Annotated in this window: 14 protein-coding genes; 4 read left to right on the forward strand and 10 right to left on the reverse strand. The window is 58.4% G+C overall.

The window, feature by feature from the left end; translation table 11 throughout:
- Window positions 1–55: 55 nt before the first annotated feature.
- Genes Q0903_RS13800 through Q0903_RS13810 form a run of 3 tightly spaced genes read right to left on the reverse strand, consistent with a single transcriptional unit; the run spans window position 56 to window position 2,276 of the window.
- Window positions 56–721 (reverse strand): alpha/beta fold hydrolase, encoded by a 666-nt coding sequence (locus Q0903_RS13800; protein ID WP_299023619.1) that lies wholly within the window; start codon window positions 719–721, stop codon window positions 56–58.
- Window positions 718–1,344, reverse strand: a complete 627-nt coding sequence (locus Q0903_RS13805) for a DNA-3-methyladenine glycosylase 2 family protein (RefSeq protein ID WP_299416378.1) — start codon at window positions 1,342–1,344, stop codon at window positions 718–720. The genes Q0903_RS13800 and Q0903_RS13805 overlap by 4 nt, the downstream gene beginning before the upstream one ends.
- Window positions 1,341–2,276, reverse strand: coding sequence for a precorrin-6A/cobalt-precorrin-6A reductase (locus Q0903_RS13810; RefSeq protein ID WP_366141503.1), 936 nt, complete (start codon window positions 2,274–2,276; stop codon window positions 1,341–1,343). Before Q0903_RS13810 ends, Q0903_RS13805 begins: the two co-directional genes overlap by 4 nt.
- On the opposite strand from Q0903_RS13810, the gene Q0903_RS13815 reads away from it, so the two are divergent.
- The gene (locus Q0903_RS13815) at window positions 2,197–3,471 is read left to right on the forward strand and encodes an MFS transporter (protein WP_299416382.1); all 1,275 of its coding nucleotides are present in this window, start codon (window positions 2,197–2,199) and stop codon (window positions 3,469–3,471) included. The genes Q0903_RS13810 and Q0903_RS13815 overlap by 80 nt on opposite strands.
- A 14-nt stretch (window positions 3,472–3,485) precedes the next feature.
- Here the strand turns inward: Q0903_RS13815 and Q0903_RS13820 are convergent, their stop codons facing one another.
- From Q0903_RS13820 to cysS, 5 genes are all read right to left on the reverse strand, one after another.
- Window positions 3,486–4,307 (reverse strand): squalene/phytoene synthase family protein, encoded by an 822-nt coding sequence (locus Q0903_RS13820; RefSeq protein ID WP_299416384.1) that lies wholly within the window; start codon window positions 4,305–4,307, stop codon window positions 3,486–3,488.
- Window positions 4,247–4,975 carry a class I SAM-dependent methyltransferase gene (locus Q0903_RS13825; RefSeq protein WP_299416385.1) on the reverse strand — a complete coding sequence of 243 codons (729 nt, stop codon included), beginning with the start codon at window positions 4,973–4,975 and terminating at the stop codon, window positions 4,247–4,249. Before Q0903_RS13825 ends, Q0903_RS13820 begins: the two co-directional genes overlap by 61 nt.
- Window positions 4,965–5,942 (reverse strand): alpha/beta fold hydrolase, encoded by a 978-nt coding sequence (locus tag Q0903_RS13830; RefSeq protein ID WP_299416388.1) that lies wholly within the window; start codon window positions 5,940–5,942, stop codon window positions 4,965–4,967. Before Q0903_RS13830 ends, Q0903_RS13825 begins: the two co-directional genes overlap by 11 nt.
- Window positions 5,939–7,558, reverse strand: coding sequence for a citramalate synthase (cimA, locus tag Q0903_RS13835; RefSeq protein ID WP_299416390.1), 1,620 nt, complete (start codon window positions 7,556–7,558; stop codon window positions 5,939–5,941). Before cimA ends, Q0903_RS13830 begins: the two co-directional genes overlap by 4 nt.
- A 123-nt stretch (window positions 7,559–7,681) precedes the next feature.
- Complete coding sequence (cysS, locus tag Q0903_RS13840; RefSeq protein WP_299416393.1) at window positions 7,682–9,070, reverse strand: cysteine--tRNA ligase; 1,389 nt, start codon at window positions 9,068–9,070, stop codon at window positions 7,682–7,684.
- 230 nt (window positions 9,071–9,300) lie between these two features.
- On the opposite strand from cysS, the gene Q0903_RS13845 reads away from it, so the two are divergent.
- Window positions 9,301–10,479, forward strand: coding sequence for a pyridoxal phosphate-dependent aminotransferase (locus Q0903_RS13845; RefSeq protein ID WP_299416396.1), 1,179 nt, complete (start codon window positions 9,301–9,303; stop codon window positions 10,477–10,479).
- A gap of 71 nt (window positions 10,480–10,550) precedes the next feature.
- Here Q0903_RS13845 and Q0903_RS13850 read toward each other — a convergent pair whose 3' ends face one another.
- Window positions 10,551–11,138 (reverse strand): outer membrane beta-barrel protein, encoded by a 588-nt coding sequence (locus tag Q0903_RS13850; RefSeq protein ID WP_299416398.1) that lies wholly within the window; start codon window positions 11,136–11,138, stop codon window positions 10,551–10,553.
- A gap of 378 nt (window positions 11,139–11,516) precedes the next feature.
- Here Q0903_RS13850 and Q0903_RS13855 point away from each other — a divergent pair, with 378 nt between their 5' ends.
- Window positions 11,517–13,055 carry a trimethylamine methyltransferase family protein gene (locus Q0903_RS13855; RefSeq protein WP_299416401.1) on the forward strand — a complete coding sequence of 513 codons (1,539 nt, stop codon included), beginning with the start codon at window positions 11,517–11,519 and terminating at the stop codon, window positions 13,053–13,055.
- Between the two features lie 182 nt (window positions 13,056–13,237).
- Here Q0903_RS13855 and Q0903_RS13860 read toward each other — a convergent pair whose 3' ends face one another.
- Complete coding sequence (locus tag Q0903_RS13860; RefSeq protein WP_299023637.1) at window positions 13,238–13,486, reverse strand: hypothetical protein; 249 nt, start codon at window positions 13,484–13,486, stop codon at window positions 13,238–13,240.
- A gap of 248 nt (window positions 13,487–13,734) precedes the next feature.
- Here Q0903_RS13860 and Q0903_RS13865 point away from each other — a divergent pair, with 248 nt between their 5' ends.
- A complete protein-coding gene (locus Q0903_RS13865; RefSeq protein ID WP_299416404.1) occupies window positions 13,735–14,232 on the forward strand; it encodes an RNA polymerase sigma factor in 498 nt (165 codons plus the stop codon).
- The last annotated feature ends 368 nt before the right edge of the window (window positions 14,233–14,600 follow it).

Here is a 14,600-nt window from a genome sequence, read left to right on the forward strand (position 1 = left end):
ATGTCGCAGCCTGAAGGACAGGATTTTTAGGCAGACAGAGTACCCGACATGTGCCTCAGAGGCTCAGCTTGTCGCGCATAAACGCCAATGCCACCGAGAGCCCGTCAGGCGCGATACCGTGCGCTGTGCCCTTCATGATATGAGCGAACACATCCGTCCAGCCCGCCTCTTGCAGGGCTTCAGCTGCCTCTGGCAGTGACTGGGGCGGCACAACATCGTCCTGATCGCCGTGGATCAACAGGATCGGCGGGCGCGATACGGCCTCGTCTGCAAGGCTCTCTGGTGCAAGCAAACGACCCGAGAATGCGACAACCCCTGCAACTTCGTCCTCGCGGCGCGCAGCCACATGCAGTGCCATCATCGTACCTTGGGAAAAGCCGAACAGGACGACCTGCTCGGGCAGGACATCCTCATCCACCATGAGCGCATCAAGATAGGCGTTCAGATCTTCGACCGCTTGGGCCATGCCCCGCGCGCTTTCTTCCTCGCTTGAATTATCAATCCACGGGATCGGGAACCACTGATAGCCGTTTGGCATGCCTGCAACGCTTTCGGGGGCATCGGGGGCCACAAACAGCGTATCGGGCAAATGCTCTCCCAGTGGGTCGGCAAGGCCCAGCAGATCGGCCCCGTTTGCGCCGTATCCGTGCAAAAACACCACGACCGAGCGGGTCTCGCCCGATACTGGCGCGCGGCGTTCCGAAGTGAGGACTCGTGTCATGTTATTCCTTCCCGTTCTTTTATCACACGGTAGTAGGTGAACAGCAGACGCGCTGCAACCGCCCGCCAAGGCGACCAGTCGCGCGCGCGCGCCTCCAGTTCTTTTGGCGTCGGGCGGTCCGGCAAATTCCACAGCACGCGCACAGCCTCCTGCAGGGCCAGATCACCGGGGGCAAACAGATCCGGCCGGCCCAGATTGAACATCGCATAAACCTGCGCCGTCCAGACCCCGATGCCCGAAACAGCCGTAAGGGTCGCGATAACGTCGGCGTCGCTGGCGGCACGCAACGCAACAAAATCAATATCTGCCTCGGCCAAAGCACGGGCGTATTTCAGCTTGGGACGGCTTAGCCCCACTGATCGCAGTTCATCATCGCTGGCCGATACAATCGCTTGTGGTGTAATAAGGCCCGCCGCTGCCACCCTGCCCCAGATTGCGCGCGCTGACGCGACCGAGACTTGCTGACTGACGATCTTGTTGAACAGCGCCGCAAACCCGTCAGGGGCAAGGCGCAACGGCAGTGGCCCTGTTTGCGCCAGCGCCGCAGCAAAGCGCGGCTCGCGTGCGGCAAGCCACGCGGCCCCTTCCGCCACATCCGCATCACAGGTTATTTGGCGCGTCACAGTCTACCCAGCCAAGCAATCGCCTCTTCCGCGCTGCTGACCACAGGAAGCTGTGCAGGCAAAGGAGGCCTGTCCACCAATATAATCCTGAGATCAAGGTCAAGAGCGGCCTCTACCTTTGACCAACTCGCAGCTCCACCGAGGTTGCGACACACCAGCGTGTCAATGCCGTGCTCCCGAAACATGGCTTTCTCCTGATCTGCCGTGAACGGCGGATCGTCAAAGGACAGCCGTACAAAGGGGTATGGCGCCGCACGCTCGTGTTTTCGGGTTTGCCGCAGCATCAATACCTCTCCTGCGAAGGTCGAAAAATCTTGCAAGCTATCCCACCCTGTCGCGGCAAATACCCTTGCGCCTGCCCCGATCATCGCATTTGCGCTGGATACATCCAGCGCATGATCGCAGGCGCTGCTGGGCGGCAGTTGCCATGCCAGTCGCTCTATCCGCAGATAAGAAAGGCCCGTATTTTGCGCAGTGGCAAAAGCGCGAAGGGTTGTGTTGCGGTCAAAGACATGGGCGGCATCAACGATCACACGCGCCCCTGACCGCATTATCTCTGCTTGCATCTGTGTCGCACTGTCAAACCTGCGCAGCCGGGGAATTTGGGGCATGGGAGCTGCCCCGCGGGGCGCTTCCGATAGCCAAGCGTCATATTTAGCGCCCCGATCGCTGAGGTGTTGCGCAACAACGCGCGCCTCGCAACTGCCTGCCAGCAAAAGGATATGGGGATTTGCTATCACGCCAACAGTACTACCCCCGCCAGCGTACAGTACAAGCCCCTTCACAGGGTGACAGGGGTTGCCGAACATCCGTTCGAAGAGTAGCCCTAGAGCCAGACAAAGGGACCTGACGATGATTGACGACACCCGCGCAAAGCGCAACGTAGCCGTTCTGGTTGCAGCACAGGCCATTCTGGGCGCACAAATGCCCATGATTTTTCTGGTAGGTGGTTTGGCAGGCCAGTCGCTGGCCACTAACATCTGCTTTGCGACACTGCCCATTTCAATGATCGTCCTCGGTTCGATGCTGTCTGCCACACCTGTTTCGGCGATCATGCAGCGATATGGCCGCCGTGCGGGGTTCTTCCTCGGGGCGGCTGGCGGAGCAACGGGCGCGCTTGTTGCGGCCTACGGGTTGTTTTCCGCGTCCTTCCCGATCTTTCTTGCGGGCTCGTTTCTGACGGGTATCTACATGTCTGCTCAGGGGTTCTACCGCTTTGCCGCTGCTGACACCGCATCGGATGAATACCGTGCAAAGGCGATTTCATACGTTATGGCGGGTGGTCTGGCCTCGGCCATCATCGGGCCACAGCTGGCATCGGCCACGTCCCTCAGCCTGACGGCAGTGCCTTTTGTCGGCACCTATGTGGCTGTGGCGATCCTGAACATCGCAGGCTCTCTATTATTTTTCTTTATCGACATTCCGACACCGCCCAAGCCCGACATTGACGCACCGCATGGCCGTACAAGGCTGGAGCTTTTGCGCACACCGCGCATCGCCGTGGCTGTGATCTGTGCGATGGTATCATACGCATTGATGAACCTCGTGATGACCTCAACACCTCTCGCTGTTGTTGGCTGCGGGATCGCAGGCGACACGTCCGTGCCACCATTTCTCGCCGATATGTTCTCGGGTGACGAGACATCGACGATGTTCAAGGTCATCGCAGGCTTTGTGGTGACTGGTCATGTGCTGGCGATGTTCGCCCCCTCTTTCTTTACCGGTCACCTGATCAATCGATTTGGTGTCGAAAAGATAATCGGCACAGGCTTGGTCATTCTTGCTGCGGCAGGCATCGTGGCGCTGCAAGGTGTCGAGCTGAGTAATTTCTTTATCGCACTGATCCTGCTCGGCATCGGCTGGAACTTTGGCTTTATCGGGGCCACATCCATGCTGGCTGGCGCACATTCGCCGCATGAGCGCGGGCGGATGCAGGGGCTGAACGATTTGCTGGTGTTTGGCGGCGTGACAGTCGCCTCGCTTGCCTCTGGTGGGTTGATGAACTGTTCTGGCGGGTCGGCACAGGCGGGTTGGGCGGCTGTAAACTATGCCATGATCCCGTTCCTGATCCTTGCGGGCGGCGCACTGATCTGGTTGATGCTGCGCGATCGCCGCGTCGCGGCCTGAGCCTGAACGCCCTCTTACCACCGACCCAGTGCAGCACGAAGCGTAAAGCCGACGCCGGTGTCAGGCAATGCGCCATCAACAACAGACTGCGGATGTGCTTTGGCTGCGACCAAAGCGGGTTCTGCCGCAGTGGCAAGCAGCAATGCTGGCGCACAAAGACGTCCGATCTTGTCACGTGCCTTGCGCGCTTGTCCGAGTGCGACCAAGCCACCGTCCGCCAGATCGGCAACACCTCCGGGCGTGCCGTCCAACAGGGGTACGCGACCCGCCTCTTCCAGCGCAGGGATCGCACGCAACCAAGCCCCAATGCCCGCAGCATATGCTGCTTGGCGGACCGGCGCTTCCTGTGCTTTGCCCAATAGCGAGGCTGCGACCCACATCAGACTGCCCGCAGTCTGGTCAATATAGCGTGTCAGGTCGTCACCGTCTTCAAACGGGTCACGGTAGATATCCCATCGACGTGCGGCGACCAGCGTATCCAGCATCCGCGCCTGATCGGGAGAGATAATTGCGGACAAGGGCGTTGCGACCTCATGGCGGCGCACGGTAGCGCCAGTTGCAATTTCTTCCAGAACGTCGCGCCACCACTGCAACCGCATCTCGGCGATCATCGCCTCCTGAGTGACCCAAGGTGCGCGGCTGACTTCCACGTTAAAAGCATAAAGCGCAAAGAGCTTCGCCCGCTGCGCGAGCGGCGCCAGCATAGCGGTGCGAAAACGAAGCGGGTCGCCCCGCTCTACAATGGCCGCACAGGCGTTGATGTCTTCATTCCAGTTCACGCTGGCCGTACCACGCTCAACAAATAGCCAAACTCGTTCTTGTGCGCGCGCCAGCACGCGATCTCTTCTTCGGCCTCATCCAATACGTCAGCCAGCGGGCCAACCGCATCTTTTCGCAGTGCTTTTGCGCGTGCTTCAAGCGGTGTGAAATACGCCTCCCAAGCGGCATCAGACAAACGCCGCTGCCCCAGCACCTCATAACCGGCATCTGTAATTTGTGCTGTAATACCAGCGGTATTTGTCATGCTAGGGTACTCGCGCGCCCATAATTCGGCTGCACGCGGCGACGGGGTGTCAGTGAACCAGCATGCCTCGGAGAACACAACCGCACCCTGCGGCAGCAGTGATTTGCGCCAAGCTGTCAGCGCCGCAGTGACACCCATGAAATAGACAGCACCCGCACACCAGATCAGATCATAGGGGTTCGCAATCGCTTTCATATCCGCACGCAGAACCGTTACACGGCCGTCATGACCCCACGTTTGCCGTGCGGCCTGAACAAAATGCGCAGTGGTATCAAACGCGGTGATATGGCCGTTCGGCGCGGCCTCAAGCAAGGCCGCAATATCACCACCAGGGCCACAGGCCACATCGGCAACATGCGCACGGTCTGGCAATTCCAGCAGGGACACCGCCCAAGCGACATCAGCCGCTTCACCCGGTCCTTCGCGCGGCAAATCGCGGTGCAGCGCAAAAAACGCCTCCATTTTGGGATCAAAACTCATTCAGAAACCCTTCAATTATCGCCTTGGTGCGCGGATCGTCGACGATGTCCAGATGGGTCGCGCCCGTCATCAGCTCATAACGGCCTTTGTCTGTCACAGCGGCCATCGTGGGGGCATATTGCTCGGCATAAAATGCCTCATCTGTTTTGCCAGCAAGCAACACAAACGGCGGCAAAGCGGCAATATCATCCAGATAGGCGCTACGCGGCGCGTAGGATTCGTTCAGACGGTAGGAATAGCTGGTTGTTGCGGTGTGACCCAATGGGCCTTCCAGCACGACCTTTGGCATGTTCAGTTGAATAATCGGGAGGTGGTTCAGCGCCGTGATGCGGAACGTATTGAGGATACTCAGCCCGATGATCCTGCGCATCAGGACCTGAGTCCAACCGCCCGAATCCTGCCGCGTAGTAGGCGCGTTATGCTTTAGGAATGGTGCAAGCAGAACCGCCCCGTCGATCATCTCTGCATGTTGACCACCCGCAAAGCGCACAACCAGCCCGCCACCCGAGCTGTGGCCTGCCATGACCACCTTCTGGTCCGGCTTTGCAACAGCAGTGATCAGATCTGCCAGATCATCCTCCAACTGGCCGATATAATCGACATCGCCCCGCCTTCCGGGTGCCGTTCCGTGCCCTCGCAGATCGGGAACAATGATATCAGCCTTCCCCTGCAACGCTTTGCCGAGATTATCAAATTGCAGACCATGCCAGCCAGAGCCATGCACAAGTACGAGCAACGGCACATCATCCGCACCGCCATAGGTGCGCACCTGAAGCGCGTATCCATCGCGCATAGGGACGCTCTGCAAGGGTGCAGGAGCGTCGCCCACGCTTTCGAGCTGTCGGGTGAAATCCAGCCCGCCCTCACCCGCCATTTTGCGCGGCGACTGGCTGAACACCAGTGCAACTGCGACCAGCAGGGTAATGACGACAGAAATCACCACGCGTTTAAGTATCGTTAGGATCATGACGCGTCTCCTGTATCGCGGATCAATTTCCAGCGAATTGCATCGAGCAGCGCCTCGAACGAGGCATCTACTATGTTTGCCGACACGCCCACGGTGGACCAGCGGCGGCCCTGCCCGTCTTCGCTGTCGATGATGACGCGTGTTACCGCTTCAGTGCCGCCTTGGGTAATGCGCACTTTGAAGTCGACCAGTCGCCAATCCGCAAGCAGGGCCGAATATTGGCCGAGGTCTTTGACCAAGGCCTTGCTCAGCGCATTTACGGGGCCACGGTCACCGCCTGTGTCGTCCATACTCTCCGAGACGGACAGCCGCTTTTCGCCGTCGACTTTGACCACCACCACAGCTTCGGAGAGGCTAATCATCTGGTCGTATTTGTTTTTGCGCCGCTCGACTGTCACGCGGTATCGCTTGACCTCGAAAAGCTGCGGCATCTGGCCAAGCACCTTGCGCGCCAACAGCTCGAAACTCGCCTGTGCGGTATCATAACTATAACCGATGCCTTCGCGGGCTTTGACCTCGTCCAGAATTTCGCTGAGCGCGGGATCGCCCTTGGCCACCTCGAGCCCTGCGCCCGCCAGACGGCGGCGCAGGTTGGACTGGCCCGCCTGATTGGACATCGGGATCACGCGGGCATTGCCCACCACCGACGGCTCGATATGCTCATAGGTGGACGGATCTTTCAGGATCGCAGAGGCATGTAACCCTGCCTTATGGGCAAATGCGGAAGAGCCGACAAAAGCCGCTTGTTTCAACGGCACACGATTGAGGATTTCATCCAGCATCCGCGACGTACGCGTCAGCCCCGCAAGTGCTTCGTCTGTTACACCTGTCTCAAAGGTGCTGGCGTAGGGCTCTTTCAGCTTGAGGATCGGAATCAGCGTGGTGAGGTTTGCGTTGCCACACCGCTCCCCCAATCCGTTGAGGGTGCCTTGGATTTGCCGCGCGCCTGCATCAACGGCGGCAAGCGTACAAGCCACAGCGTTTTCGGTGTCGTCATGGGTGTGAATGCCGAGGCGGTCGCCCTCGATGCCCGCCGCTATAACTTCGGTCGTGATGCGCCGCACCTCGGCAGGCAGCGTGCCGCCGTTGGTATCACACAGCACAATCCAGCGTGCACCTGCATCATAGGCGGCCTTGATCGCTTCCAGCGCGTAGGCGGGGTTGGCCTTGTAGCCGTCAAAGAAATGTTCTGCGTCAAACAGCGCCTCGCGGCCCAGCGCCACGAGATGCGCTACCGATTTGGCGATGTTTTCGGTATTCTCTGGCAATGAAATGCCGAGCGCCGTTTTGACGTGAAAGTCATGTGTCTTGCCCACAAGGCACACAGAGGCGGTGCCTGCATTGGTGACAGCGGCCAGCACATCATCATTTTCGGCTGACAGCCCGTTGCGCTTGGTCATGCCAAAGGCGGTCATGCGCGCGCGGGTCTGGGGGGCTGCGTCGAAAAACGCGCTGTCCGTCGGGTTCGCCCCCGGCCAACCGCCCTCGATATAGTCCACGCCCAGCGCATCAAGAGCTTTGGCGATGATCTGCTTTTCCTCGGTGGAGAATTGCACGCCTTGGGTTTGCTGGCCGTCGCGCAGGGTTGTGTCGTAGAGAGAGAGGCGCTCAGGCATTGGTTCGCTCCGCTTTGTGAGGGAGCATGGTGCGCATGGATGTCTTGAGAGTGACGGTGCGCATAAATGCGCACCCTACGGGCGTGGTAGGGTGCGCATTTTTGCGCACCTCGCTTGCAAAAGTCACAGCAACCCCTCCAACTTGGCGGAGTCGAAGTCGGGCCCCGCCGTAATTTCAACGCTATCTTTAGACATCTGCACCTTTGCACCTGCATCAAGCAGCATCGTTTTCAAGCGATCAACCTGTGAGAAGTCCTTGCTATGCATCGCCCTAGAGCGCGCTGTCATAAGGGCCTCTTCATAGCTTCGAAAATCAACATTAGCCGCCCCCAAGACAAGTTCTAACCTGAACCCCACAAACTCAGCAGAGGCCTTTAAAGCGCCACTGTCACCCTCCTGAGCAATCTTGTGCAGACGCGTGATGGCAAGATGTGTATTCAAATCATCTGCAAGCGCGTCCAAAACCTCAGCATCAGGCTCGGTGCTTTCCACATCGGCAGTGAGCATAGCCCAATGCTGAAGCGTCCTCGCAGCCTCCTCCCGCTTTTTCTCCGTCCAGTCCATCGGCTTGCGGTAATGCGTCGAGAGCATCACAAAGCGGATCACCTCTCCCTGCACGCCTTGGTCCAGCAGATCACGCACGGTAAAGAAGTTGCCCAACGATTTGGACATCTTCTTGCCCTCTACCTGCAACATCTCGTTATGCATCCAGATGTTGGCCATCTTGTCCGTGCCGTTGGCGCAGCAACTTTGCGCGATCTCGTTCTCGTGGTGAGGAAACATCAGGTCGTTGCCACCCCCGTGAATGTCGAAATGATCGCCCAACAACTCCTTCGCCATGGCGGAGCATTCGATGTGCCAGCCGGGGCGTCCTTTGCCCCAAGGGCTGTCCCACCCGGGGAGATCATCAGGTGATGGCTTCCACATCACGAAATCCATCGGGTTACGCTTGTAAGGTGCCACTTCTACCCGTGCGCCTGCAATCATATCATCTACGCTGCGGCCCGAGAGTTTGCCGTAGTGCTCTTTCCAGCTATCCACGGCAAAAAGCACATGCCCTTCCGCCTCATAGGCATGATCCTTGGCGATCAGGTCTTCGATCATCGCAATCATCTGGGCGATGTATTCGGTCGCGCGCGGCTCATGGTCGGGGCGCATCGCCCCTAATGCATCCATGTCAGCGTGATACCAGTCGATTGTCTCGTTGGAGCGCTCATGGATCAATTCTTCCAGCGTGCCCTCGGCCCCCGCCGCTTTGCGTTTCTGTGCAGTCTCGTTAATCCGGTCATCCACATCGGTGAAGTTGCGCACATAGGTCACGGAATCAGCCCCATAGACATGGCGCAGCAAACGGTTGAGTACATCAAACACAATCACAGGACGCGCATTGCCCAGATGGGCGCGGTCATAGACTGTTGGGCCACACAGATACATCCGCACGTTTTTGGGATCGATGGGCACAAAATCCTCGCGTCTGCGGGTCTTTGTGTTGTGCAGTTTAATAGTCGTCATGGCATAGGTCCTATCAGCGCGGGATGCGCGGGACATGGCACAGTTTCAATGGAAATAAAACAACGTGAACAAGGCCCGCGAGAGGTATCTCAGCAGGTAATCGTACAGCAAATAATGGTCTGCATCATGTTCATGGCACTGGCGTAGCGCACCGCACCTGTTGCGGTCAAGGCTGATTGACAAATCAGCGCACCTCTGCGCCCCTGCGCAGACAAACTGGAGGGCATATCATGCAAGCATCAAATCGCATCAGCACAATTCTGGGTGGCGGCTCTGACGGGTGGGAGGTCTTCGGGCGCGCGCGCCAGATGATCGCGGACGGCACGCCTGTGACCGAACTGACCATTGGCGAGCATGATATTCGTACCGCCGCCCCTATCCTGCAGGACATGCACCGCGCTGCCATGGGCGGGCATACAGGCTATGCCGCCATTCCCGGAATCGCCCCTTTGCGTGATGCAATTGCAAAAAGGATTACAGCCAGTACAGGCGTGCCGACACGGCCCGAAAATGTGATGATCACGCCCGGGGGGCAATCGGCGCTGTTTGCTGCCCATACTGCGGTTATCGATCCCGGTGATACCGCCCTCTATGTTGATCCTTACTATGCCACGTATCCAGGTACATTGCGCGGCGTCGGTGCCAAACCTGTTGCGATCAAAGCACGCGCCGCCGATGCGTTCCAGCCACGCGCCGCCGATATCGCCGCGCAGGCAAAAGGCGCCAAATCCCTGCTCATCAATTCACCCAATAACCCTACAGGCGTCGTCTATAGTCGCGACACGCTAGAAGGGATTGCGCAGGTCTGCCGTGATCATGATCTGTGGCTGATCTCGGACGAGGTGTATGACACCCAGATATGGGAAGGCACACATATTTCGCCCCGCGCGCTGGAAGGGATGGCAGAACGCACACTTGTCGTCGGTTCCATGTCCAAAAGCCATGCGATGACTGGATCGCGCATCGGTTGGGTGGTCGGGCCGGAAGACATCGTGCAGCACCTGATCAATCTGGCAACGCATACCACCTACGGCGTGGCGGGTTTCATTCAGGAGGCAGCCCTGTTTGCGCTGAACCAAGGCCCTGAGTTCGAGGCCGAGATCGCCGAACCGTTCCGCCGCCGCCGCACATTGGCGCTGGATGTGCTGGCCCGTCAAAACATCGTCACAGCCATACCGAACGCTGGCGCGATGTATATGATGCTGGATATCTCTGCCACAGGTTTGAGTGGTGAGGCCTTTGCAAACAAGCTACTCGACGCCCACCACATCGCCGTGATGCCCGGAGAAAGCTTTGGCACTGCTGCAGCGGGCCATCTGCGCGTCGCAATGACGATTGAGGACAGCGCGTTCAAAACGGCGATGGAAACACTGTGCAACTTTGCCGAAAGCCTTACGCACCAGACCTGATCCAACAGATCAGCAGCATGCCAGAGGCGCGCCCTTGTCAGGCGCGCCTCTTTTTTAGCTATTCCACGCGCTTAGAAGCGGAACGAGCCGCGCAGATTGAACGTGGTTGCATCCGCATCAACCCCACTACCACCAATATCGTCAAAGCGATGCTCCAAAAGCTCGCCACCGACGACAAAGCGGTCTGTCACCTGATAGGCGACGCCGATGCCCAGAAACTCGCCCGTGTCTTTGCCAATACTGCTGTCAAGCTGTGCCACACCACCAGTGGCATAGACCAGCGTCCGCCCCAGATCATAGCCACCGCGCAGTTTCAGGCGCGTTACGCTGTCCGTGTTGGCTGCGCCGTTCAGGTCGATATCGGCCTTGTCATACTCCAGTTCACCACCGATCACGTAGCGGCCAAAGTCATAATCATAGCCTGCGTGAATACCGTAGGTTGTGTCGTCCCCGTCTGCGGCACCAGTCCCATCCACATCCCCGTATCCGAGGTTAAGACCACCATAAAAGCCGGTCCAGTTCTCAACGGGTGCCGGCTCAAAGACAGGCTCTTGCACAGTCTCGACAATCGGGTCGGCCAGATTGCCAGCAAAGGCTGGCGCTGTCAGCAGTGCAGCTACAGCGACAGACGCGGCAGTGATTTTACAAATCGGTTTCATGCGTTTCTCCTCAAGAGGTTGTTCGATCGGGAGGCAGTTCATCCGCCCCTCATCTCGCCAACACGGGCTGCCGCTTTTGGTTCCCGCCCATCCGTATACTTAGGAAACAGGCGGCAAATCCTTGCCAGATCATCGACTTACAGGCGTGTTTACGCCGACCGCAGAAAATGCACGCACGTCGCAAACGGAACAGATTTGGTCGCTCATACTTTCCAGTCTGGAAGACAGGAACAGGAGCAGCGCTATGCAGGACAGCATCTGTCGCACAATTTTGGTTATCCGCACGATCGGTGCAGAACGTGGGCGCGCAGCACGCGGGGCACCTCACAGGGCGTAGACCAAAACCTTGCCCAAGCCCATTTCCAGAAAGTTTATCCCATGAATGTACAGACTTCCTCCCGATCTGGTGGCCGCGCAGCCCGCCGTGCTGCCCGCGCTTCTGCCCTGCCCGACAATCTGCGTCCCGTGCGCCCTGGCCTGTCAGGCGGGCAATACAAACCGCTGTCACAAGAAGACGTTTTGAAAATCCACCATGCAGCACTCGATGCACTCGAGACGATCGGTCTGGCTGATGCGCCTGCCTCCGGTGTGGCCTATCTGACAGGTGCAGGCGCGATAGAGGGCGATGACGGCCGCATCAGATTCCCCCGCGGACTGGTAGAAGACACATTGGCCCGCGCAAACCGTGAAATTACCTTGATGAGCCGCGATGGTGAACATGATCTTGAGCTGTCAGGCACCCGCGTACATTACGGCACAGCAGGTGCGGCGGTGCATCTGGTCGATATTGACGGCAAAAACTACCGCGATTGCGGGGTTCAGGATCTGCACGATGCCGCAAAAATCGTGAACACGCTGGACAACGTGCATTTCTGCCAGCGCCCGATGGTTTGTCGCGACATCCCCGACAATCTGGAGATGGATTACAACTCGGTCTTTGCCTGCGTGTCGGGCACCACCAAACACATCGGAACATCCTTTACCGATCCCAGTTATGTCGCCCCCACCATAGAGATGCTGCATATGATCGCTGGCGGCGAGGATAAATGGCGTGAGCGGCCCTTTGTCTCAAACTCCAATTGCTTTGTCGTACCGCCGATGAAATTCGCCACCGAGTCCTGTCTGGTTATGGAGGAATGTATCAAACACGGGATGCCCGTCTTGCTGCTCTCCGCTGGTATGGCGGGCGCCACAGCCCCCTCGACAGTCGCAGGGGCTATCGTGCAGGCCGTCGCCGAATGTCTGGCTGGGCTGGTTTATGTGAATGCGGTAAAACAGGGACACCCAGCCATCTTTGGCACATGGCCATTTGGGTTGGACCTGCGCACCGGCGCAATGACAGGCGGCTCTGGCGAACAAGCATTGCTGAGCGCGGGATGTGCGCAAATGCATGCCTTCTATGATCTGCCGGGAGGGGCGGCTGCGGGAATTGCCGATAGCAAACTACCCGACATGCAGGCCGGATGGGAGACGATGTGCTCAAACGTGATGGCGGGGCTATCAGGATGCAACATGGTCTACGAAGCAGCCGGAATGCACGCTTCACTGCTGGGTTTCTGCCACGAGAGCCTGATTTTGGGTGATGACGTCATCGGTCAGGCGTTGCGCTGCGTCCGCGGAATCGAGGTAAACGACGAAACGCTTGCTCTCGACCAGATTGCACAGGTCTGTATGGGCGGTCCCGGTCATTATCTGGGCACCGCAGGCACACTAAGCAGGATGCAGAGCGACCACTGCTATCCCACGTATGGCAACCGCATGTCGCCTAAAGAATGGGTCGAGATGGAAAAACCCGATCTGCTGGAAACCGCAACACGGCGCAAAGAGGAAATCCTGTCAGCGCCAAGCCAAGCGGCCCTTGATCCGGCAACCGACCGCGCGATCCGCGACCGTTACAACATCCACCTCAAGGCCTGAGGTATAACAGACGGGCAACCCTCTATTTTTTCTGGCCAAAAATACTCAAGAACAGCGCGGCAACGGGCACACCAGCCGCACATGCAGTCCCAAAACGCACCACAGGCCCGGCGCTGGGGGCAACCGGACCTGTGATGTTTTACGCGCGCTGCTGCCACAGGCGCGCAAATGGGATGCCGCGCTTAGCTGGCTGGCATGAGGCCTGCTTCTTGGGCGGCCTTCACTTCGGCATCCTCCAACACACCGTCGCCGTTCAAATCGACGGTGGTGAACTGATCCTCTGACATGTCGGGATACACAGCCTGCACTTCGGCCAGGCTCAGCACGCCGTCCTCGTTTGCATCTGCCTGTGTAGCACTCTGGCCCATCGCGAAGGCGGGCACACAAAGTGCTGCAGTTGCAATCAGGGCGAAGGTTTTGAGATGTGTCATTGTGGTGTCTCCAGTTTGTTTCGCTACATGAGGCACCGTTTCGGCGTCCTCACAGGGATAGAGCGTGCAATCACCTTCTGCGTCCCTTCCCCCCTCCCCACGCGCGGCCACCCGCCGATCTGGCCATGCCCGATGCGCACACACCCGCTCAAAAAGGCCTGTGCTGGCCGATCGGCGGAAACTCCCCCTCTGGTTGAAACGTAAAAACCCGTCATGCTGGGAAAAACAACAATGGGCAGAACAGACTAATGCACTCCGAAATCAAAACACCCGAGATAGAGGCCCTGCTGCTGCGTCTGCGACGCCGTGCACAGCGATTGGGGGCTACACGCGGCGATGCCGAGGATATGGCGCAAGAGACCGTGCTGAGGCTTTTCCAGCGTATGAAGCAAAAAGAGGTAGAAGCCCCCGCGCATTACGCCATGACCATTCTGCACAATCTGGCCCGCGCGCGCTGGCGCACGGCCATCGATCTGGCCCCGCTGGAGGACGATGACATCAGCACCCAACCTGTCGCCACAAGCCGCCTTGCGATTGCCGATTTGCAGCGCGCCATTCGTGCACTGCCAGACGATCAGGCACAGGTGATGCATATGATCCTGCAAGGCGAAGTCAGCCCCACCGAAATCGCCGCACAGCTTGACCTGCCTTTGGGCACGGTTATGTCACGGCTTGCGCGCGCACGGGTAAAACTGCGCGCTCATATCGGTCTGGGGTCAGACGGTCGGGTGTCAGAACTGCTTTAGCCTGATCTAGCAATCGACGGGATTTCGCGGCCTCAAAATCGCTCGGCGCAGTCCATATTACGACTATAAATCAGAACCCTACCAGACACAGCTAATCTTCTGGATGAAAAAAGGGAGAGCATATTGCTCTCCCCTAGTCTCGCCATTCAGGCTCATATGTTAACCGCTCGAATTTATTTTTGCCTGCGGCCTGAATGTCGTCAGGGGGCGAGCGCACCCGCCCCGTGTAAATCGTCCCGACAAAGGCGGGACGATGAAAGGTGCCCATCATTCTACTGAGAACAGTTAGGGCCTCTCGTATCCATGCCCCATACTCGGGGCTACAGAGTGGGCGTAAACATACCGCAAAACAGTGCGACAGCACCCAC

The organism is uncultured Sulfitobacter sp. (assembly GCF_947502895.1).
Taxonomy (GTDB): Bacteria; Pseudomonadota; Alphaproteobacteria; order Rhodobacterales; family Rhodobacteraceae; genus Sulfitobacter.